This window comes from Oceanidesulfovibrio marinus, assembly GCF_013085545.1.
In the GTDB taxonomy this organism is placed as follows: Bacteria; Desulfobacterota; Desulfovibrionia; order Desulfovibrionales; family Desulfovibrionaceae; genus Oceanidesulfovibrio; species Oceanidesulfovibrio marinus.
In genome coordinates, this window is record NZ_CP039543.1 from 3,356,516 (window position 1) to 3,377,079 (window position 20,564).

Here is a 20,564-nt window from a genome sequence, read left to right on the forward strand (position 1 = left end):
TGAATACGACGTCTTACCAGTCTGCGAGTCCGCGCTTACGCGGCGCAAAGGATGGGACAGCCATGACAACGATCAATCCGAAATCAGAACGCCACCCCTGTTTCAACAAGGACGCCAAGGGCAGCTACGGCCGCGTGCACCTGCCGGTCGCGCCGCGCTGCAATATCCAGTGCAACTTCTGCAACCGCCGCTACGACTGCGTGAACGAGAGCCGCCCCGGCGTGACCTCCGCTGTCCTGGCCCCGGCCCAGGCCGCACGCTACATGGACCGCGTGCTCGAAAAGGAGCCGCGCATCTCCGTGGTGGGCATTGCCGGCCCCGGCGACCCCATGGCCAACCAGGAGGAAACCCTGGAGACCATCCGCCGCCTGCACGAGAAGCACCCGGACCTCTTGTTCTGCCTCTCCTCCAACGGTCTGGCCCTGGAAGAGAAGCTGGACGAGCTGGCCGCCTCCGGCGTCAGCCACATCACCGTCACGGTCAACGCCGTGGACCCGGCCATCGGCGAGAAGATCTACGGCTGGGTGCGCGACGGCAAGGTGGTCTACCGCGGCCGCGAAGGCGCGGAACTGCTGCTTTCCCGCCAGCTCGCAGCCATCAGGAAGGCCAAGTCCCTGGGCATGATCGTCAAGATCAACACCATCCTCATCCCCGGCGTGAACGACGCGCACGTGGAGGACATCGCCATCACCATGAAGGAGCTCGGCGTGGACATCCTCAACGTGCTGCCCATCAAGCCCGTGGCAGGCACGCCCTTCGGCGATCTGGAAGAGCCTAGCGGTGAGCTGCTGCGTACGGTGCGCGCCGCCGTGGAAAAGCACCTGCCCCTGATGCGCCACTGCCGGCGCTGCCGCGCGGATGCCGTGGGCCTGTTGGACAACGACCGTTCCGGCGAGTTTTCGAGCTGCCTCAAGGAGTGTTCGAGCATGGAGATTCCCCGCTATGAAGCACGGACCCGCGTGGCCGTGGCCAGCCACGAGGGCCTGCTCGTGAACCAGCACCTGGGCGAAGCGCCCGCGTTGCAGATCTGGACCGAGAAGGACGGCGGCTTCGAGATGATCGAGGAACGCGCCACCCCGGACATCGGCGGCGGCCCCAAGCGCTGGGAAGCGCTGGCCGCCCAGCTCAAGGACTGCCGCGCGCTGCTCTGCGCAGCCCTGGGCCGCACCCCGCGCGAGGTGCTGGAGAAGTCCGGCGTCACCGTGGTGGAGATGTCCGGCTTCATCGAGCAGGGCCTGGAAGCCATCTATAAGGGCGGCGACCTGAGCAAGCTGATGAACAAGAAACCCAGCGCCTGCGGCCACGCCTGCGGCGGCTCGGGCGAAGGCTGCTGATGACGCTGTAGATAGTTAGTTAGTTTATAATGAGAAGAATGAGGCCGCTCCTCCTGGATGGGGGAGCGGCCTCAGCTCATAGTTGTCTTACTTTATCAGGGAAATGAGAGAACATTACTTGTTCTGTAGAGCAGTATGAGGATCGAGTGTAAGCGTGAGCGTTCTTTTCTTACGTTTTTTACCGTCCGTGAATTGTATGGGGTAGTATTCAAACACAAGATCATTAGACAATTTAACGCGTTCATCTTTTTGGGCGGAATAATAATCTGCTAGAAAATTATCCATAACGTTATTGATATAACGCAAAGCGGCATCGTCAAGGTTACCTTGAGAAGAGAATACTCCCTCCATTTCCCATACTAATCCATCTATCATTATGTACACCTCTTGGTTGTTGTCGCTTTTAATACTGTGAGATGGAAATGGATACATGAGATTCGTAATTCGTGCGATTGTGATTGCAGAAGCGATACACGTCTCTTCTTTGCTGCCAAACAAGAGAACTCCAAGGTCAAGACCTTTCGGGGAGGGGAAGTAGTTAAATTTGTCTTCATGCACCTTTATCCCAGCCTCTTCCAGACGAAAACGGATTCTGTCCCGTAACTCTTTTTCATTTGTAAGGCAGTTGTTGTTGACAGTGTTATATACACTTAGATTAATTTCTTTAACCAGTCCGATGACTTGTTCTCGGGAAAGGTACAAGTTGTTCTCATTACACCAGGCGATATTTGTTGAGAACAAAATGCAGATTAAAATAGCAAAAAGTATAGGTTTCACAGCTATTGCCTCCTGCGTATTATGTCTGCGCTAGTTGTTATATAATTTGCAAGAAGGAATCACCATAGAAAATCTTTATGAAGTTGGTCTCATGGCGAAGCGAGGATCGTCCCCCCCTCCCTTGCCTCCTCCTCCCCCTCTCCGCTACAAGAAGCCATCCTGAGCGCGGACTCGCAGCCCTCCCGCGAGCGTTGCGCCGACCCTGATTGTACCCCCAGCAACCGCACCGCCATGTCCATCGCCTCCTACCTCAACATGCAATCCGCCGTGGGGCATTTATTGTCCCTGCTCGGCAAGACGCAGCACCCCGTGCCGTTCGCGCTGCAAAGCTCGGTGAACTTCATCTACGAGGACGAGGGCGGCCGCACCGGCATCGACATCCGCTCCAAGGTGCCCTCGGCCATGCTCAACATCATGGCCGACAAGATCCGCCGCCACGGCGAGCACTTCGACACCTTCATCATGGTCACGCCGTACGTGCCCAACCCGGAGGAGGTCGGGCTGCTGCACACCAACTATCAGGACATCGCGGACACGCTCAAATGGCTCACCGTGGACGACTACGCCCGGGAGATGGGCCTGGCCGAGCAGTACGACATCGCCTCGCCCGAGTTCCAGAAAACCCTCAAGGCCGCCTCCGTGGCCATGGCGCTCGCCCGGCCGCGCGACACCGTGCCCGGCACCCCCTCACAGGGACAGCCCGCCGCATCCGCCTCCGGTCCATCCACTCCGGTCACGCCCGAGCAGGTCACGAGCATCCTGGAGTCCGTGCGCCAGGGCCGCACCAAAATCCCCATGGAGTACGTGCACCTGGCGCGCAAGATGCCGCCGTCCATCATCCGGGCGCTCATGGACTCGCAGCAGGACTCCGAGGCGTTCTTCCGCATCGGCTCCGCGGCCCAGGATGCCATCATCGTCATCACGGACATCAAGAACTTCTCCGCCCTGGTGCGCACGGCCGCGCCGCAGGACCTCAACGAGGCGCTCTCGCGCTACTACCGCGAGGCCAAGCGCCTCATCGACCAGCACGGCGGCATCCTCGACAAGTTCATGGGCGACTCGGTGCTCGCCGTGTTCAACTATCCCCTGCGCGACGACAGCGCTTACCACCGGGCCCTGGCCTTTGCCGCCAACATCATCCTGCTCGGCAAGCAGGTGCTCGGCGATCTGCAGCAGTCCATGGACGAGACCATCGCCATGGGCACGCGCGTGGGCATTGCCAGCGGCGAGATCTGGGTCCTCAACATCGGTCTCGACGATATCGACCTCACGTTTGTGGGCGACAAGATCAACCTCGCCGCGCGGCTCGAAAAAAACTGCGCCACCAACGGTATCCTGCTTTCCAACATCACCCGACGGAAGCTCGACGCCGCCAGCCCGGACCTCGCCCCACAGCTCGACCCCACCCGCCGCGTGCTGCAAAAAACCGCGATGAAAGGTCAGGAAAGCGACATTCTGAGCTGGCAGATTGATGAAAGCGCCTTGGGCGCGCTGGTGGAAGGACAGTAGGAACATGGTCCCGAGGGGCGCGCCCCCTCAGGCACCCCGCCAGGGAGCATGGCTCCCTGGACCCTAATATGGGCCCGGGAGAACCGTGTTCGCCTGGACGTCGGGGCCTAAACCTAGATGAAAGTCTTTGGAAGGGGTGCGGGGGAGAACCTTTCTTCCAGAAAGGTTTCCCTTGCCAAGCGCGGTCCGTAAATCTACGCCACTTTCTTGACGCCTTCTTCGAGCAGGGCGAGGGCCATGTGCTCTTCGCGGGAGAGGCGGGCTTTGACGGCCACGCGCACCTGGTGGGTGGAGCCGCCGAAGTTGCGTTTGCGGCGGTCGTACACGGCTTCGATGAGTCGTTTTTCGAACCCGTCGGCATTGGGCGAGCCGGCGCTGTGCACGGCGCGGGAGAAGATGCGGGCGGCGCCGTTGGCGCCGTGCTGCACGGCCGTGGAGTGGAGCACCTCCTGCACGGCGTGGGAGAGATCGGCCACGTCCAGGTGGGTGGAGGTCTTGATGGCTTCCAGGGCGGGCCGGTAGCTGGTTTTCATGATGAAATTTTCCTGCAGCGCCTCGAAGCGTTCCGGGCTTTCGGCGGCGATGGCGCGCCACTCGGTGGGCATTGTGCCGCGGCGGCCGCGGGTGTTGGCCGGGCCGGCGTTTTTCAGGCGGTCGGCCCAGGCCGGCTCCTCGGTCTTGAGGTAGTCGATGAAGCGGGACATGGTGCCGGCGCGGGAGGAGAGCTGGTACTTGCCGTAGGAGGTACCGCCCATGCGGTCGTAGCCGATGGCGGCGATGCCTTCCTTGCCGGACTCGAAACGGGCGGTGAGTGTACCCAGGGTGATGTCCCGGCCGCGGGCGGCCACATCGGCGTAACCAATGTCGCGTAGCTTGCGGCGGACCACCTCGGACTTGTCGGCCACGAGATCGTCGAAATCGGTGGAGGAGACGTAGGTGGTGCGGATGGGCATGCGCACGGACTGGCCCAGGTTCTCCACCGGCGAGGGCTTGAGCTCCGCGGCCTCGGCCTCGGCCGGACCGAAGAAGCTGTCCGAGGAGTCGGCGCTTTCGGTGGCCGCGGCGTTCTGGATGCGGTTGGATCTGTCAATGGGCCGGCGCACCTCGTAGGGCGTGTCCGCGCTGGCGGACTCGATAAGCGGGGCCTGCTCGGGCCGTTCGGCGCGGGCGTCGCCCGGCATGGGCATGGGGTCCGGCTTGGCCAGCCGGTCCGCCTCGTTGGACGTGAAATGGCTGGATCGGGTGGCCATGAGGGGCAGCTGGGCGGAATCTTGGCTGGCAAGCGTCACCTGGGCCAGGGGCTCAGGAGCGGGCGCGGGAATTGTGGCGCCGGGCCGCTTGGCCGTGATGGGCATGCGCACCTCGGTGCCGAGGAGTTGCGCCGGGCCGTTCTGTTTGGGGTCGATGCTTTTAATGAGAGAGAGGGCCTTGAGGTTCATGAGGCCCATGGCGCCGGTGAGCGCCTGTTGGTCCGGGCCGGCGTCTTCGCTGTCCATGGCTCCGGAGGCGTCCTGCATAAGGACGTCGGCCATGGCGTCGCTGTCCGGCTGGATGAGCAAATCTTTGACGAGCGCCCGGAACTCGTGCTGGTCGGGCGAGGTGTCCTCGGCACGGCTCACCTGCTGGCGTGCCATATTGTTCAGACGCTCGTGGTCGATAAGAAAGTCGAGGGGCGTCAAGGCCATGAAAGCGCTCCCTGGGTCATTTCATGCGGCAGATGCATCGAATACTTCTTGCATGCTATGGTTCGTCTCAGGTACGGCCTGCACAAGACGGCCGTTTTTCTACGACGAACAGACAAGCAAACCGTGTGCCACGCGCAGGAACGTGGCCGCCAAACCATAGATATCGTCACGCTTTTTTCTGCGGACCTTGCCTAGAGGCGTGGGGCTGATTAGAGTCGCAAGTTATGGGAAAAAACCTGATTATCGTTGAGTCACCGGCAAAGGTCCGGACCATCAAGAAATTTCTGGGTTCCGACTACGAAGTGGAAGCGAGCGTGGGCCACGTGCGTGACCTGCCGCCCAACAAGCTCGGCGTGGACGAAGAGCACGACTTCACGCCCGAGTACCAGGTCATCCAGGGCAAGCAGAACGTGGTGAGCAAGCTGAAGAAAGCCGCGGCGCGCTCCGAGCGCGTGTACCTGGCGCCTGATCCGGACCGCGAAGGCGAGGCCATTGCCTGGCACGTGGCCGAGCTGATCAAGGGCACGAACCAGAACATCGAGCGCATCCAGTTCAACGAGATTACGCCGCGGGCCGTGCGCGAGGCACTGGAGCACCCGCGTACGCTGGACGGGCACCTCTACGAATCGCAGCAGGCGCGCCGCATCCTGGACCGTCTGGTGGGCTACAAGCTCTCGCCGCTCTTGTGGAAAAAGGTCAAGCGGGGCATCTCCGCCGGCCGGGTGCAGTCCGTTGCGCTCAAGATCGTGGTGGAACGCGAAAAGGAGCGCCGCGCCTTTGTGCCGGAGGAGTACTGGCTGTTCAAGGCCAAGCTCGCCCTGGAAAGTCAAAAAGCCGACGAGGCCGCCGCGTTTGAGGCCGAGCTCTCCAAGGTCAAGGGCAAGAAGCCCAAGATCGGATCGGCTGACGAGGCCGAGGCCCTGGAGAAGGACAGCAAGGCCAACCCCTTCAGCGTTGCCGACGTGCAGGAGAAGGAACGCTCGCGCACGCCTCCGCCGCCGTTCATCACCTCCACCCTGCAGCAGCACGCCAACCAGCGCCTGGGCTACTCGGCCAAAAAGACCATGTCCACGGCGCAGCGGCTGTACGAAGGTGTGGACCTCGGCGACCGCGGCGTGATGGCGCTCATCACCTACATGCGTACCGACTCGGTGCGCATTGCCAAGGACGCGCAGGATGCGGCGCGCGAGTTCATTCTCGACAGCTTCGGTAAGGAGTACTACCCGCCTAAGGCGCGGCACTTCAAGACCAAGTCCGGCGCGCAGGACGCGCACGAGGCGATCCGCCCTGTTGACGTGGCCATCACCCCGGACAGCGTGAAGGCCGATCTCCCCCGCGACCAGCTGGCCCTGTACCGCGTCATCTGGGAGCGGTTCGTGGCCTCGCAGATGGCCGCGGCCAAGTTCTGGGACACCACCGTGACCGTGGCCAACGGCGATCTGGAGTGGCGGGCCAAGGGCGAGCGGCTGCTCTTCCCGGGCTTCCTGGCCGTGACCAAGGCCGGCGCCTCCAAGAGCCAGGACCTGCCCAAGCTGGAAACCAAGGACATCCTCGCGCTGCTGAACATGAACAAAGAGCAGAAGTTCACGCAGCCGCCGCCGCGCTACACCGAGGCGTCGCTGGTGCGCGAGCTGGAGGAGAAGGGTATCGGCCGGCCGTCCACGTACGCGGCGATCATCTCCACGCTGCTGGACCGCGACTACGCCCGGCTGGAGGACAAGCACTTCGCGCCTACGGACCTGGGCGGCATTGTCAGCGACCTGCTGGACCAGCACTTCCAGGAGCTCATGGACGTGGACTTCACGGCCAACATGGAAGCCTCGCTGGACAAGGTGGCCGAAGGCGGCGCCAACTGGGTGGAGCTGCTGAAGACCTTCACCGGCGGTTTCTACGACACCCTGGCCGAGGCCGCGGAGAACATGGCCTCGGTCAAGCAGGGCCTGCCCACGGACATCGTCTGTGAGGAGTGCGGCAAGCCCATGGTCATCAAGTTCGGCAAGGCCGGGCAGTTCCTGGCCTGCACGGGCTACCCCGAGTGCCGCAACACCAAGAACTTCTACCGCGACGAGAATGGCACCATTCAGGTGGCGCCCGAGGACCTGGAAAAGCCGCAGAAGGTGGGCGAGTGCCCCAAGTGCGGCTCCGACCTCGTGATCAAGAAGGCCCGCACCGGCAGCCGGTTCATCGCCTGCACGGGCTACCCCAAGTGCGACTACGCCCAGCCGTTCTCCACGGGCGTGGCCTGCCCCAAGGAGGGCTGCCCCGGCGAGCTGGTGGAGAAGAGCTCCCGCCGCGGCAAGGTGTTCTATGCCTGCAACCAGTACCCCAAGTGCGACTACGCGGTGTGGGACTGGCCGGTGCCCGAGCCGTGCCCGCAGTGCGGCTCCAAGATTCTGGTGCGCAAGACCACCAAGGCCCGTGGCGAGCACCTGGCCTGCCCGGACAAGAAGTGCCGCTACACGCGCGAGCTGGAGGAAGAAAGCGAGACGACCGTATGAGGCAATAAATTGCTTTAATCTGCACGGAACCAAATGTGCAACGGAAGCTTAAATAAAGGACGGTGTTTTTGAAGACACTATTTGTCAGTCAAACAAGAACTGAATGAGGCGTAATAAGAATCCACTTAAGCCAACCGTTAAAACAAAAAAAAGGAGTTTGCTGCAAGCTGATGTAATTTTTCTTTCCTTAATATGGTTGTCAACACAAATTGGTTTTGAAAACAAGACCCACCAAACACGTAACTTGTCCCAAATATCAGGTTCGCCATCCATTGAATAGGATTCCGCAAAAGAGGAAAAAATTTTCCAATGTTTTCTTAAAGTGTTGTCACCTGTTAGGGTATAGGGCTCTATGCCATTTGCTAAAATAACGAAATCAAAACTTGGAGAAAGTGTTTGAGTTCTTGAGGGGATAAGAATGCATAATACCAAGCCGTTAGGTATCTGCTGATATCTGAGAGTCGTGCCGGATTCAGCAAGGGTTTCTTCCTGTACATCGAAGATGCTCGTGCTCTTTCCATAGTTTCTAAACCTGCCCAAGGAGCGTCTTCCATAAAAAATATCGACGGTTGTGGGATCATTTCTACCCCAACGGCCTTTGGGAATAATGTAAAATGAAAAGAATTGGGATCGGCGCTCATGCCGTAGGTCAGATTTTGCCAATCTAAGGAAAACATTTTCGGACTGACTTCTAAATATGGTGAAGGAGTTATGTCTTGACCGGCGTCGAGTGGTATCCATTGCGGCATCCTTGGTATTATAAAATCTACAAAAAAATTAAAGATATCTAGTGCTGTCGTATTAGTAAACAAGCGTGCCAGATAGCGCAATGCCTATGCGATACCAGAACTGCATGGGCCTGCTGTTCAGTCCCAAGCGACGGGTTGCCGGACTCTTTTTGAGGATCGCCCCCGACCATGGACCGCATCGCATGTGACGGTTCGTGGACAGAGCCGGTTCGAAATTTTTCGCATAGGGCCTCCGCGAGCCTGCAAATGACATCATTCCATGAGGTTTTGGCCAAAACCGCCTCTGGCGCTCCGCTGGGAAACCTGTTACGGGGGTATTCCCTTTCAATAATGTTGCGTGTTGCGTCCGGAGGCTCCTCCTGGAGCCGGTTTCTGGCTTCTGTCGCGGACGCTTTCAGCGAAGGCAAGGCAGTTCACTCATGAGAACGATCGAGATATACGACACCACCCTGCGCGATGGCGTTCAGGATGTGGAGATACATCTTTCCCTGACGGACAAGCTGCGTGTGGCCAAGAGTCTGGACGACCTCGGGGTACAGTACATCGAGGGCGGCTGGCCGGGCTCCAACCCCACGGACAAGCAGTTCTTCAAGGAGATGCGGAGCTACGACCTGAAGTACTCGCGTCTGGCCGCATTCGGCTCCACCCACAATCCCAAGCACAAGGCCGAGAACGACGCCAACCTCAAGGCGCTCATCGAGGCCAAGCCGGCCGTTGCGACCATTTTCGGCAAGAGCTGGGACCTCCACGTGACCGATGCGCTGCGCATTCCGCTGGAGCGCAATCTCGAGATCATTCGCGACTCCGTCGCCTTCCTCAAGCCCCACTTCGAGGACGTCTTCTTCGACGCCGAGCACTTTTTCGACGGTTTTCGCGAGAACCGCGACTACGCCCTGTCCTCCCTCAAGGCGGCGCATGAGGCCAGTGCCGGCGTCCTGGTGCTGTGCGACACCAACGGCGGCACCCTGCCGAGCGACCTGCGCGAGATATTCGATGTGGTCAGAAAGGAGCTGCCCGAGGCGCGCCTGGGCATCCACACCCACAACGACTCGGACATGGCCGTGGCCAACTCCATCGTGGCGGTCAAGTCCGGCGCAAGCCAGGTGCAGGGCACCATCAACGGCTACGGCGAACGTTGCGGCAACGCCAACCTCTGCTCGGTCATTCCGGCGCTGGAGCTCAAGTGCGACGGCAAGTTCCAATGCCTGCCCGAGGGCAAGCTCACGCACCTGACCACGGTCTCGCAGTTCGTGGCCGAGATCGCCAACCTGCGCCCCTTCCTGCGCCAGCCGTACGTGGGGCGCTCCGCTTTTGCGCACAAGGGCGGCATCCACGTGAGCGCCATCCAGCGCAACAGGCGGACCTACGAGCACATCGAGCCGGAAGCCGTGGGCAACGAGCAGCGCATCCTCATCTCGGACCTCTCCGGCCGCAGCAACATTCTGGAGAAGGCCAAGAAGCTGGGCTACAAGCTGGAGCGCGAGGACGCCCTGGTGGGCGACCTGCTGGCCGAGATCAAGGACCGCGAGAACCGCGGCTACGAGTACTCCTCGGCCGAGGCTTCCTTCGAGCTGCTGTTCTACCGCGTCATGGGCTGGTCCAAGCGCTACTTCACGCCCATCAACTTCCGCGTGACCGACGCCCTGCTCCAGGGCGAAGAGGTCATGAGCGAGGCCACGGTGATGGTCAAGGTGCGCGGCCAGGTGGAGCATACCGCCTCCACCGGCGAAGGCCCGGTAAACGCCATGGACCGCGCCCTGCGCAAGGCCGTGGAGCGCTTCTACCCGTGCATCAGCGAGGTGCGCCTCACCGACTTCAAAGTGCGCGTGCTGAGCGGCACCACCCAGGGCAGTCCAGGCACGGCCTCCCACGTGCGCGTGCTCATCGAGTCTGCGGACAAGAACTCGCGCTGGTCCACGGTGGGCGTCTCCCACAATATTATTTTCGCGAGCTGGAACGCGCTTGTCGACTCCCTGACGTACAAGCTCTTCAAGGACGATCCGCGCAAATGGCCCAACCATAAGCCGTAGCGGCCAGGGCCAGAAGGCAGAGTGCGTTACGCGATTGGGATCGTGCAAGACTGGCGCAGCCGCCCAATGCGGCGTCAGTCCTGCGCCAGACATCCTGCGGCCCCATCCCGAACAGTGGCGAGGGTTGCGGTGCTATTCCCTCTCGTGTAGTTATTTGATGACTCCTCTAGCTATGTTAAAGACTTCGTTAGTCATCTAACGACATTGTGGACAGGGAGCCAGCCTGATGTTTTCAAGGGGGCGACCGTGTGGAGGCGCTGACGCCGTGTGCGGACTCCTGGATTCGGCTGCTGTTTCGACCTGCTCCATCGCGTTGTTTCTCCAGCCATAAAGACCATGTGGGCATGATGAAGATACCCATGAACGACCTGTCCCGGCCCTACCGGGACAACCAGACGGTTTTCGATACGATCCTCACGAAAGTTGGCGCCAGCGGCTATTACCTTGGCGGGCCATATGGCAAAGCGTTTTCCCGCGAGTTCGCCGAGTACGTCGGCATGCCGCATTGCCTCCTGGTGGGCAACGGCACCGACGCGCTGGAGCTGGCCCTGCGCGCCGCAGGCGTCGAGGCCGGAGACCATGTGGTCACCGTGGCGAACGCCGGCGGGTACACGACCACGGCCTGCCGGCTTATCGGCGCGGTACCCGTGTACGCGGATATCGACGCAGACACGCTGCTTATGGACATGGACGATGCGGCGTCGCTGGTCGATCCGAACGTGAAGGCCGTTGTGGCGACCCATCTGTACGGCGCGGTGGCGGATGTCGAGGCGTTGCGCGCCAAGCTTGCCGCCCAGGGCAAAGCCTGCCCCATAATCATAGAGGACTGCGCCCAGGCCCATGGCGCATCCCTTCGGGGGCAAATGGCCGGGAGCTTCGGGGATCTGGCCACCTTCAGCTTCTACCCGACCAAGAATCTCGGCGCGTTCGGCGACGGCGGCGCGGTGCTCTGCCGTGACGAGGCCGTCATGGAGCGGCTTTCCCGGCTGCACCAGTACGGCTGGAACACACGGTACAACGTTGCCGTTCCGTTCGGCCGGAACAGCCGCATGGATGAGATTCAGGCGGCCGTGCTGTCCGCTCGTTTGCCCAAGTTGGAAGACGCCAATGGTGCGAGGCGCGCAGTCATCGAGGCCTATGCCGCGGCGGCGCCGTCCTGCGTGGTGTTTCCGAAGCGTCCCGATCAGGTCCCGTCTGCGCATCTGGCCGTGGTCATGGTGGAGGACAGGAACGGGTTCCGCGCGCATCTCGCGGAGCGCGAAGTGGGAACGGACATCCACTACCCGGTGCTCGACTGCGACCAGGCCGGCTGGCGGGACCTTCCCCAGGTTTGCGGGCAGCTCCCGAGCAGCCGCCGTTGCTCCGAGCGGATTGTCAGCCTGCCGTGTTTTCCGGAGCTGACCCAGGAAGAAATCTCAATCGTGGCCGAAGCCCTGGCCGCCTACACCCCATGACCGAAGCGCGCGCACCAGAATTCTCCTTAGTGATTCCCGTTTATCGCAATGCGGAAAACATCCCGCATCTGCTCCCTGCTCTGGAACAGATGTGGGAACGTACCGGGCGGGACATGGAGGTGGTCTTTGTCGTGGACGGCTCCCCGGACGACAGCTTCGACCTGCTGCGACGGGCGTTGCCCAACGTACCGTACCCGGCCCGGCTGGTGGAGCACAGCCGCAACTTCGGCTCTTTTGCGGCGATCCGCACAGGCATGGGCGTTGCGCGCGGCAGCTATATGGCGGCAATGGCCGCGGACCTGCAGGAGCCGCCGGAGCTGGTGCTGGAGATGTTCCAGACCCTTGCCGATGACAAGGCCGATGTTGTTTTCGGCCAGCGTTCGGAACGCGATGATCCCTTCCTGTACAAGCTGCTGTCCCAGACGTTCTGGAAGATATACCGCCGCTTCGTGATCCCGGATATACCGCGGGGCGGCGTGGATGTTTTCGGCTGCAACCGGCGTGTGCGCGATGCGGTGCTCAGCCTGAACGAGGCAAACAGCTCGCTCGTGGCGCAGCTGTTCTGGGTCGGTTACCGCCGCGCCTTCCTGCCGTACAAGCGGCGCAAGCGCGAGCATGGCGTGTCCGCCTGGAACATGCGCAAGCGGCTCAAGTACATGCTGGACAGCGTCCTGTCCTTCACCAACCTGCCCATTATGATCCTGTTCTGGATCGGCCTTCTGGGCGTTTCCATCAGCATAGTGCTGGCGGCGGTTGTTCTGGGGGCCTGGGCCATGGGCACAGTCGGGGTCAAGGGCTACACGCCCCTGATGCTGGCGGTGGTGTTTTTCAGCTCCTTGCAGCTTCTGGCCACGGGAATCGTGGGCTTCTACCTGTGGCGGATATTCGAGAACACCAAGTGCCGCCCGGCCACGTTTGTATCCACAGTGTTGCGTTTCGATCCTGAAAACAGTCGGGGAGACGATGGCGACTGATTTTTTTGTGCATGAAAAGGGGCTGTGCGAAAGTGAAAACGTGGGCCCCCGCACCCGAATCTGGGCGTTTGCCCATGTGCTTCCCGGCGCCAGAATCGGGGCGGACTGCAACATCTGCGACGGCGTTTTCATCGAAAACGATGTGCAGGTCGGGGACCGCGTGACGATCAAGTGCGGGGTCCAGCTCTGGGACGGCGTGCGTCTGGGTGATGACGTGTTCGTGGGTCCTAACGCCACATTCACTAACGACCACTTCCCGCGCTCCCGCCAGTATCAGGAGAAGGTGCTGCAGACAGTCGTGGAGTCCGAGGCCAGCATCGGGGCCAACGCAACGATTCTGCCAGGACTGCGGGTGGGACGGGCCGCCATGGTCGGGGCCGGAGCGGTGGTAACGCACGACGTGCCCCACCATGCCATTGTTGTGGGGAACCCGGCCAGGATTGTCGGGTATACCTTTCCTTCCGAGGTCCGGACGGGCTCGGCCCAGGAGTTCAGACCGGAGGATATCGAGGCCCAGGGCGGGCCGCGCGATCTGGGCGTGGGCAAGGCGCAGGTCTGGCCGCTGCCTCATTTTAAGGATCTTCGCGGCGCAATTGTTCCGGTGGAGTTCCTGAAAGACCTGCCCTTCGAGCCGAAGCGCCAGTTCTTCGTGTTCGGCGTGCCGGACAACAAAGTTCGCGGCGAGCACGCCCATAAGGAATGCCATCAGTTCCTCGTGGCGCTGCACGGCAGCCTGAACCTGGTTCTGACGGACGGGGAGCGTTCCGCCGAGATCAGGTTGAACCGGCCGGATATCGGCGTGTACATGCCACCGATGATCTGGGGCATCCAGTACAACTTTTCCGTTGATACGGTGCTTGGCGTCTACGCATCCCATCCGTACGACAGCGCGGAGTATATCCGCGAGTTCGACGAGTTTCGGCGACTGACCCGGAAAGGATCATGATGTTGACGCAAAGTTCGTCCCGGGGGCTGCAGCATTCACGGGGCGGAGCACCACTCTGGCCTACTGTGCTGGCCTGGTCCGGCTTTGTCGCATTGGCCCTGTTGTTCCTGCTGTACATCACCCCCCGCAAGGGCGCCTTTTTCGGGGACGAGGGCTGGTATCTGTACAGCGCCCTGCGCGCCCTGCGCCATGGCGAGCTGAACCTCTTCCTCCCCCAGGCGCCTGCGTACCTGTTCAACACCGGATTCATGGCCGTGCTCGGCGAGGGGTATCTGCCCCTGCGCTGGGTGTACACCATATTCAGCCTCGCCGCCGGACTGGCCGTCATGGCGGGCATTGACGGCGCAAAGGCTCCGAACAGGTTCATCATTCCCCTTGGGCTGTGCTGCGTTCTTTTCGCCGGGCTCTCCTCGCTGGTCAACTATCAGAACGGGCCCAGCCTGTTCCTGCTGATGGGCCTTGGCTTGTACTGGCTGTCCCGAAAAGCGGGTTCGTCTGGCGTACGTGTGACGGTGTGGCTCGCGTCCGGTTTTTTCCTGGCCTGCTCCGCCATGGTGAACCTCACCATAGCGCCGGGGCTGGCGGTGCTGTGTCTGTGGCTCCTGTACACGGCGTGGCGCAAGCGGGACTTCCGCTCCATGCTGGCCCCCCTGTCCTGCGGAGTCTTCCTGGCCCTGATGCTGGGCATATACCTCAGCAAGCTGGGCCTGGCGCAGATGTTCAGCGTCCCCAAAGGCCATGGGTTCCACTATGAACGGGCTTTGGAGATCCTTGCCCAGGGCGCGCTCATGCCTGCGTGCTGGGGAGTCTACTGGCTGATAGGCAGAGTATCGGGCTTGTGGCCCTGTGTGGCTGCCGGAGTCCGGAAGCTGTGCGGAAACAACCCTGCCGCCTTCGGCCTCTTCATTGCGACGCTGACCGTAGCGGCGTATCTGGCGAGATTTCTGCTGGTGATGGCCCAGATCCTGCCGGGTTTCCCGCTTTCGCTTATTCCCGCCACCCATCCGCTGATCATCATGCCGCAGTACGCCTATGCGGTGTTGTGCCTGGCCGTTTTCTACGGCGACTGGAGCACCAAGGCGCAAAGGCGCGGGGCGTTATGCGCGGTGGTGCTGATTGCATACTGGGCGCAGCAGACGTTCTACAGCGACATTCCGGTCAACATCTCCATGGTGTTCGCCTCCGGATACTTTATGGCGCTGGGCCTGGTGATGCTTTCCGCACGCATGGGCAGGGCGGGCAGGATCATAATGAGCGTGGCGGCCGTTCTTTTCGTTGCGGGCTGCATGGTGCATATTTACTACGGCGGCTGGACAACAGAGGTCCGGCCGGTGGGCCCCAAGGTCGAGCTGGACAATCCGCGTTTCCAGGGCATTCTCGAATCGCCGGAGCGGGCAGAGACGTTTGCGCGCATCAAGCAAGCCTACGATGAGTTCGGATGCGCGAACAAGGCCCTGATCACCTTCCGCAACTCCTCGCTGATCTACTACTTCCTGGACCACAAGGCGCCGCCGCGCCTGTCGTACATCTCTCAGAATTACGGCATGTATTATAATGAGATACGCGCCATTCTGGACAGTGGAAAGCCGTGGTGCGTATTTTATTCAGAAAACGTGGACCTGCTCTCCAACAAGAAGCAGGAGAGCAAGGTCATGCGCCTGGTCGAGGAGCATGCGGACAAACGCATGGATATCGGCCATCATCCGCCGCGCCATCTCTATGACGACTTCGTGGTGTTCACCGGGCCGGCCGAAACCGGGTTCCAGGCCGGAGCCCCTGCCGGGAACAGCACGGAGTGAATCGGGCCGACCGCACGAGGCATGCCGGGGAACGTCAGCCCGCCAGCATCCTGTCGAGCTCCACGGCGTTCTGCGCGGCATAGCCCGCCTCGTCATTGTCGAAAAAGCAGTAGACATCCAAACCATCGCCGAGCCAGCCTTCCAGATGACCGGCAATGGTGCGGAGCTGATCAGAGCTGTACGAGCCGCGGTATTTGTCCTCGGCCGGGCCGTGCATGCGCACATAGGCGAAGTCCGCGGTAGCGTGCCACGGCGTGCGGTATCCGGCCAGCTCGTACACGCAGAACGCCGCGTTGTGCTTCTGTAGAATCGCCAATCCCTCGTCGCAGATCCAGCTCGTATCTCGCATCTCCACGGCCAGGCGCACGGATTTCGGAAACGCGGCAAGGCAGTTGTCCAGCCGTTCTCCGTTGAACCGCCAGCGCGGCGGAAGCTGCAGCAGGATGGGCCCCAGAGCGTCGCCAAGGACGCTGGCCCTGTCCAATAATTTGGACACCGGCTCTTCCGGGTCCTTGAGCTTTTTCATGTGCGTCAGGTAGCGGCTCGCCTTCACGGCAAAGACGAATCCCTCCGGCACGGTGTCGCGCCAGCTTGCCACGCTCTCGGCGTCGGGCAGCCCGTAGAAAAAGGCGTTCACCTCCACGGCGGAGAGCTGCTCGGCGTAGCGCGCAAGCATATCCCCGGAAGCGGTCCCCTGGGCATAAAAGGGGCCCTTCCAATGCTGATACTGCCAGCCGGACGTGCCGATGCAGCGCGCCGGAGCCGTCACCGTTCCAGCAGGAAGGATATCTTGGCCGTGACGCGATAGCTCACAACCTTGTTATCTTCAACCAGCGCCTGGAACTCCTCCACGTACACGGACTTGATGTGCCGTACGGTCTTGGACGCCTCGGTCACGGCCTGCTGCACGGCGTCCTCCCAGCCCTTGTCGGACTGCGCCAGAATCTCGATGACCTTGACCACGCTCATGGCTCCCTCCTTGCGTTGAAGGGGTTGTTCGATTCCGGCCCATCGTACGGCTGCCGTGCTTTTCTTCGGTAGGGCAAAATATGGTGAGATGTCGGCGGCGGCTGTATCGCACCGCGGCCTCACGGTATACTCGTTGCCAGCAGGGGGGCGGTAACGTAACGAAGATGGCGCCATGAAAGCGAAAGATCTGGACAAACTCGGTCTGCCCAGGGACCACGAGCTGCGCAAGGCCGCCTCGCGCACGGCCAAGCGGGCGCTCAAGACCGGCATGGAGCGCGGCGCGGTCAAGGCGCGGCTCAAGAAGATCGTTGCCGATCCGGAGCCGTTCCTGGACGACCCGGACTGGGCCGCCTATGCGCGGGCCGCTGCCGCCCTGCAACCGGCGGGTCCCTCAACCGTGACATCCTTTGCCCCGGAGTATGCCGGCCTGCGCAGGGAGCCGGCCCCGGTGGCCGTGTTCGCCTCGGACGAGGCCGGCCCGGACCCCGAGGCGGCCAAGCAGATGGAGAACGCGGCCATGCTGCCGGTGGCCGTGGCTGGCGCGCTGATGCCCGACGCCCACGTGGGCTACGGCCTGCCCATCGGTGGCGTGCTGGCCGTGGAGGACGCGGTCATCCCCTACGCCGTGGGCATGGACATCGCCTGCCGCATGCGCCTGTCCGTGGTGGATGCGCCTGCCTCCTGGCTTACGGACAAGCAGCCCAGGCTGGCCAAGGCCCTGGAGCAGGAGACCCGTTTCGGCGTGGGCGCGTCCTTCAAGGATCGCCGCGAGCACCCGGTCATGGACCTCGACTGGGGCGCGACCCCCGTCACACGCTCCCTGCGCGAGAAAGCGTGGGACCAGCTCGGCACCAGCGGCAGCGGCAACCACTTCGCCGAGTTCGGCGCGCTTTCCGTGCACGAGCCGATTCCGGGGCTGGAGCCCGGCACGTACCTCGCGCTGCTCTCCCACTCCGGCAGCCGCGGCGTGGGTGGGGAGGTGGCCAAGTACTACTCGCGCATCGCGCAGCAGGGCATGCCCCAGCTGCCCAAGTACATGCGTTCTCTGGCCTGGTTGCCGCTCTCCAGCCCGGAGGGCAAGGCGTACTGGGCGGCCATGCAGCTCATGGGCGCGTACTCCCACGCGAACCACGAGTTGCTCCACGCCTCGGTCCTGGGCGCGCTCGGGTTCGAGGCTTTGGCAGTGGTGGAGAATCACCACAACTTTGCCTGGATAGAAGAGCACCTGGGCCGCGAGCTGGTGGTCCACCGTAAAGGCGCGACGCCGGCCGGACCGGGCGTGCTGGGCGTCATTCCCGGCTCCATGGCCGATCCCGGCTATGTGGTCCGCGGCAGGGGCAACGCCGCCTCGCTGCACTCGGCCGCCCATGGCGCCGGCCGCCGCATGAGCCGCAAGGAAGCCAAGGCCCGCGAGAATCACCGCCACCTGCAGGAGCTGCTGAAGGAGCGCGAAGTCACGCTGCTTTCCGGCGGCCTGGACGAGAGCCCCATCGCCTACAAGGACATCGGCGCGGTGATGCGCGCGCAGGAGGATCTCGTGGATATCATCGCCACCTTCCGGCCCTCGCTGGTCAAGATGTCCGCAGACTGACTCCTTGCCTTCGCCACCGATCCAACGCATAGTAAACAATATCCCGAGTCCATATCTGTCTGCGCAAAACACATCATTTGAAATAAGAGAGAGTTTCATGGATCCCAATACATTGGATAACGACAGTAACCTCAAACGCATCGCACAGGTCTGCATCGGCCTGCGCAAGCTTGCGAATTACTTCCAGGACAACGACCCGGAGCATCTGAGCCGCGAGGATTTCGACCAGGTCGCCTCCGAGCTCGAAGACCTTGCCGCCGTGGTGGACAACTTCCTCGACGAACCACGTGGCGATAGCGGCAAGGGCTAGAGGCGTTGCACATCATGCCGCCCATCCGCCGGCGGCGCGTTATTTCCGCCTTGACCAAAACCATTGGAGAATGGATACAGTAGCCGAATGACCTATAGGACTGGCCGGAAAGCATCCACGGCGCTGCCCGGGTTGATCGCCCTTGTGCTGTTTGCGCTTCTCGCCTCAGCCGGGGCAGGGGAGTGCCGGGCAGAGGAGACGAACGCTACAGCGGCGTCGAAGGGGACGGGATATACGGTGGTCTTCCAGGGTGTGGAAGGCGACCTGCGCGATCTGTTGCAGCAGATCTCCGTGGCGGCCGGCAAGTCGGACGAACCCTTTGTCTCCAGCGGGCTCATCGCCCGGCGCATCGAGGACGACAAAAAGCTCTTCCAGACGGCGCTCAACAGCAAGGGCTACATGGACAGCTCCGTGAAGGCCGATCTGAACACCAGCGTGAAGCCGCCGGTGCTGACCTACACGGTGGACACGGGACCGCCGTTCATTCTGGAGGGCATATCCTACGAGGTGAACGGCGCGGTGGAGGGCATGACACTGCCGGACGCGCAGGCCCTGGGCCTGGACGTGGGCGCGCGCTTCGACGCCGTGACGGTGGTGGCGGTCTCCCGCAAGGTGCAGACGCAGCTGGCCGACAACGGCTACCCGTTCCCCAAGGTCGCCAAGCCGCGAATCCTGGCGGATTTCCAGGCCCATACGGTGCGGGCCGTGTATACGGTCACTCCGGGACAAAAGGCGGACTTCGGCGCAACCGAGATATCCGGCCTCACCACCGTGGACGAGGAGTTCGTCCGGGCCTACATCCCCTGGAAGGAAGGCGAGCTCTTCGACCGCACCGAGTTCGACACGTACTACGACAGGCTCTCCCAGCTGAACCTCTTCTCCACCATCCGCATCGATCCCGACACGAAGCTGGACGACTCCGGCCGGGTGCCGATCAAGGTCCAGCTTACGGAGCGCAAGCAGCGCACCATCCGCGCTGGCCTGGGCTACTCCAGCGACAAAGGGCCCCAGGCCCATGTCGGCTGGGAGCACCGCAACCTGCTGGGCGGCGGCGAAAAGCTCAAGGCCTCGATCCGTGCTTCCGGCGTGGAGTCCGAGGCTGGCCTGGCCTACAACTCGCCGCGCTTTCTGGGCCGCGAGCTCTCCTTTGATCTGGACGGCAAGTACGTCAAGTCCGACACCGAGGCCTACAAGGCCAACACCTTCGAGACGGGATTCCTCATCTCCAAGGAAGTGGTGGACCACCTCAGCATGGGCGGCGGGCTCCGCTACCGTCACGGCGATATCATCGAGGACGAGTCCAGGCCTTTTGACAACAACCGCCTCTACGACCTCCTCTCCGTGGTGCTGAAGGCCAGCTGGGACAACCGGGACTCCGTGCTCGACCCCACGAGCGGCCACAACATCGATCTGCGCGTCGAGCCGTTCTTCCCGGTGGGCAACACCGAGGGCGCGAGCTCCGAGTTCGTGCAGACCGTGCTTTCGGCCACAAGCTATCTGAAGCTGCTCGACTCCCCGCGACTGGTCCTTGCCGGCAGGGGCGCGGCCGGCGCTTCCTGGGGTGTCACGAGCGACGACCTGCCCGCCACGTTGCGTTTCTATCCGGGCGGCGGCGGTTCCGTGCGCGGCTACGGATACCAGATGGCCGGGCCCGTGAGCGGCAGCACGCCCCAGGGCGGCGCAGCCTTCCTGGAGTTCTCGGCCGAGGCCCGGGCCATGCTCACCGAGAAGTTCGGCATCGTCCCGTTCCTAGACGGCGGCTATGCCTATGAAGATCCCTTCGACATAAACGGCGACATGCTCTTCGGCGCGGGGCTGGGCATCCGCTATCACACCAGCTTCGGGCCGTTGCGCGCGGACATTGCCGTACCCCTCAAGCGCCGGAAAGACGTGGACGATCCTTTTCAGTTTTACATCAGCATAGGGCAGGCGTTCTGAC

Annotated in this window: 16 protein-coding genes; 11 read left to right on the forward strand and 5 right to left on the reverse strand. The window is 62.1% G+C overall.

Going from position 1 to position 20,564, the window contains the following annotated elements:
- Positions 1-62: 62 nt before the first annotated feature.
- The gene (gene nifB / locus E8L03_RS14900) at positions 63-1,334 is read left to right on the forward strand and encodes a nitrogenase cofactor biosynthesis protein NifB (RefSeq protein WP_171267757.1); all 1,272 of its coding nucleotides are present in this window, start codon (positions 63-65) and stop codon (positions 1,332-1,334) included.
- Positions 1,335-1,448: 114 nt separating this feature from the next.
- On the opposite strand, the gene E8L03_RS14905 is transcribed toward nifB, so the two are convergent.
- Positions 1,449-2,111, reverse strand: a complete 663-nt coding sequence (locus E8L03_RS14905) for a hypothetical protein (RefSeq protein WP_171267758.1) — start codon at positions 2,109-2,111, stop codon at positions 1,449-1,451.
- A 231-nt stretch (positions 2,112-2,342) separates the two neighbouring features.
- Between E8L03_RS14905 and E8L03_RS14910 the strand changes: the two genes are divergently transcribed.
- Positions 2,343-3,620, forward strand: coding sequence for an adenylate/guanylate cyclase domain-containing protein (locus E8L03_RS14910; protein ID WP_171267759.1), 1,278 nt, complete (start codon positions 2,343-2,345; stop codon positions 3,618-3,620).
- Between the two features lie 194 nt (positions 3,621-3,814).
- Here the strand turns inward: E8L03_RS14910 and E8L03_RS14915 are convergent, their stop codons facing one another.
- The gene (locus tag E8L03_RS14915; RefSeq protein WP_171267760.1) at positions 3,815-5,305 is read right to left on the reverse strand and encodes a VgrG-related protein; all 1,491 of its coding nucleotides are present in this window, start codon (positions 5,303-5,305) and stop codon (positions 3,815-3,817) included.
- A 224-nt stretch (positions 5,306-5,529) separates the two neighbouring features.
- Here E8L03_RS14915 and topA point away from each other — a divergent pair, with 224 nt between their 5' ends.
- Positions 5,530-7,803, forward strand: coding sequence for a type I DNA topoisomerase (topA, locus tag E8L03_RS14920; protein ID WP_171267761.1), 2,274 nt, complete (start codon positions 5,530-5,532; stop codon positions 7,801-7,803).
- 84 nt (positions 7,804-7,887) lie between these two features.
- Here the strand turns inward: topA and E8L03_RS14925 are convergent, their stop codons facing one another.
- Positions 7,888-8,544, reverse strand: a complete 657-nt coding sequence (locus tag E8L03_RS14925; RefSeq protein ID WP_171267762.1) for a hypothetical protein — start codon at positions 8,542-8,544, stop codon at positions 7,888-7,890.
- A 427-nt stretch (positions 8,545-8,971) separates the two neighbouring features.
- On the opposite strand from E8L03_RS14925, the gene cimA reads away from it, so the two are divergent.
- The 5 genes from cimA to E8L03_RS14950 all read left to right on the forward strand — a co-directional run bounded on the left by cimA (position 8,972) and on the right by E8L03_RS14950 (position 15,755).
- Entirely contained in the window at positions 8,972-10,582 is a 1,611-nt protein-coding gene (gene cimA, locus E8L03_RS14930; protein WP_171267763.1) for a citramalate synthase, read from the forward strand.
- Between the two features lie 344 nt (positions 10,583-10,926).
- On the forward strand, positions 10,927-12,036 hold the full coding sequence (locus E8L03_RS14935) for a DegT/DnrJ/EryC1/StrS family aminotransferase (protein ID WP_171267764.1): 1,110 nt from the start codon (positions 10,927-10,929) through the stop codon (positions 12,034-12,036).
- A complete protein-coding gene (locus E8L03_RS14940) occupies positions 12,033-13,010 on the forward strand; it encodes a glycosyltransferase family 2 protein (RefSeq protein ID WP_144234080.1) in 978 nt (325 codons plus the stop codon). The genes E8L03_RS14935 and E8L03_RS14940 overlap by 4 nt, the downstream gene beginning before the upstream one ends.
- Complete coding sequence (locus E8L03_RS14945; RefSeq protein ID WP_171267765.1) at positions 13,000-13,956, forward strand: WxcM-like domain-containing protein; 957 nt, start codon at positions 13,000-13,002, stop codon at positions 13,954-13,956. The genes E8L03_RS14940 and E8L03_RS14945 overlap by 11 nt, the downstream gene beginning before the upstream one ends.
- A complete protein-coding gene (locus E8L03_RS14950) occupies positions 13,953-15,755 on the forward strand; it encodes a hypothetical protein (protein WP_171267766.1) in 1,803 nt (600 codons plus the stop codon). The genes E8L03_RS14945 and E8L03_RS14950 overlap by 4 nt, the downstream gene beginning before the upstream one ends.
- Before the next feature lie 34 nt (positions 15,756-15,789).
- Here the strand turns inward: E8L03_RS14950 and E8L03_RS14955 are convergent, their stop codons facing one another.
- A complete protein-coding gene (locus E8L03_RS14955; RefSeq protein WP_144234077.1) occupies positions 15,790-16,431 on the reverse strand; it encodes a DUF72 domain-containing protein in 642 nt (213 codons plus the stop codon).
- An 89-nt stretch (positions 16,432-16,520) separates the two neighbouring features.
- Positions 16,521-16,724, reverse strand: a complete 204-nt coding sequence (locus E8L03_RS14960; RefSeq protein ID WP_171267767.1) for a dodecin family protein — start codon at positions 16,722-16,724, stop codon at positions 16,521-16,523.
- Between the two features lie 172 nt (positions 16,725-16,896).
- Between E8L03_RS14960 and E8L03_RS14965 the strand changes: the two genes are divergently transcribed.
- From E8L03_RS14965 to E8L03_RS14975, 3 genes are all read left to right on the forward strand, one after another.
- A complete protein-coding gene (locus tag E8L03_RS14965; protein WP_171267768.1) occupies positions 16,897-18,315 on the forward strand; it encodes an RtcB family protein in 1,419 nt (472 codons plus the stop codon).
- Between the two features lie 97 nt (positions 18,316-18,412).
- On the forward strand, positions 18,413-18,625 hold the full coding sequence (locus tag E8L03_RS14970; RefSeq protein WP_144234074.1) for a hypothetical protein: 213 nt from the start codon (positions 18,413-18,415) through the stop codon (positions 18,623-18,625).
- A gap of 87 nt (positions 18,626-18,712) precedes the next feature.
- Entirely contained in the window at positions 18,713-20,563 is a 1,851-nt protein-coding gene (locus E8L03_RS14975; RefSeq protein WP_144234073.1) for an autotransporter assembly complex protein TamA, read from the forward strand.
- Position 20,564 lies beyond the last annotated feature (1 nt).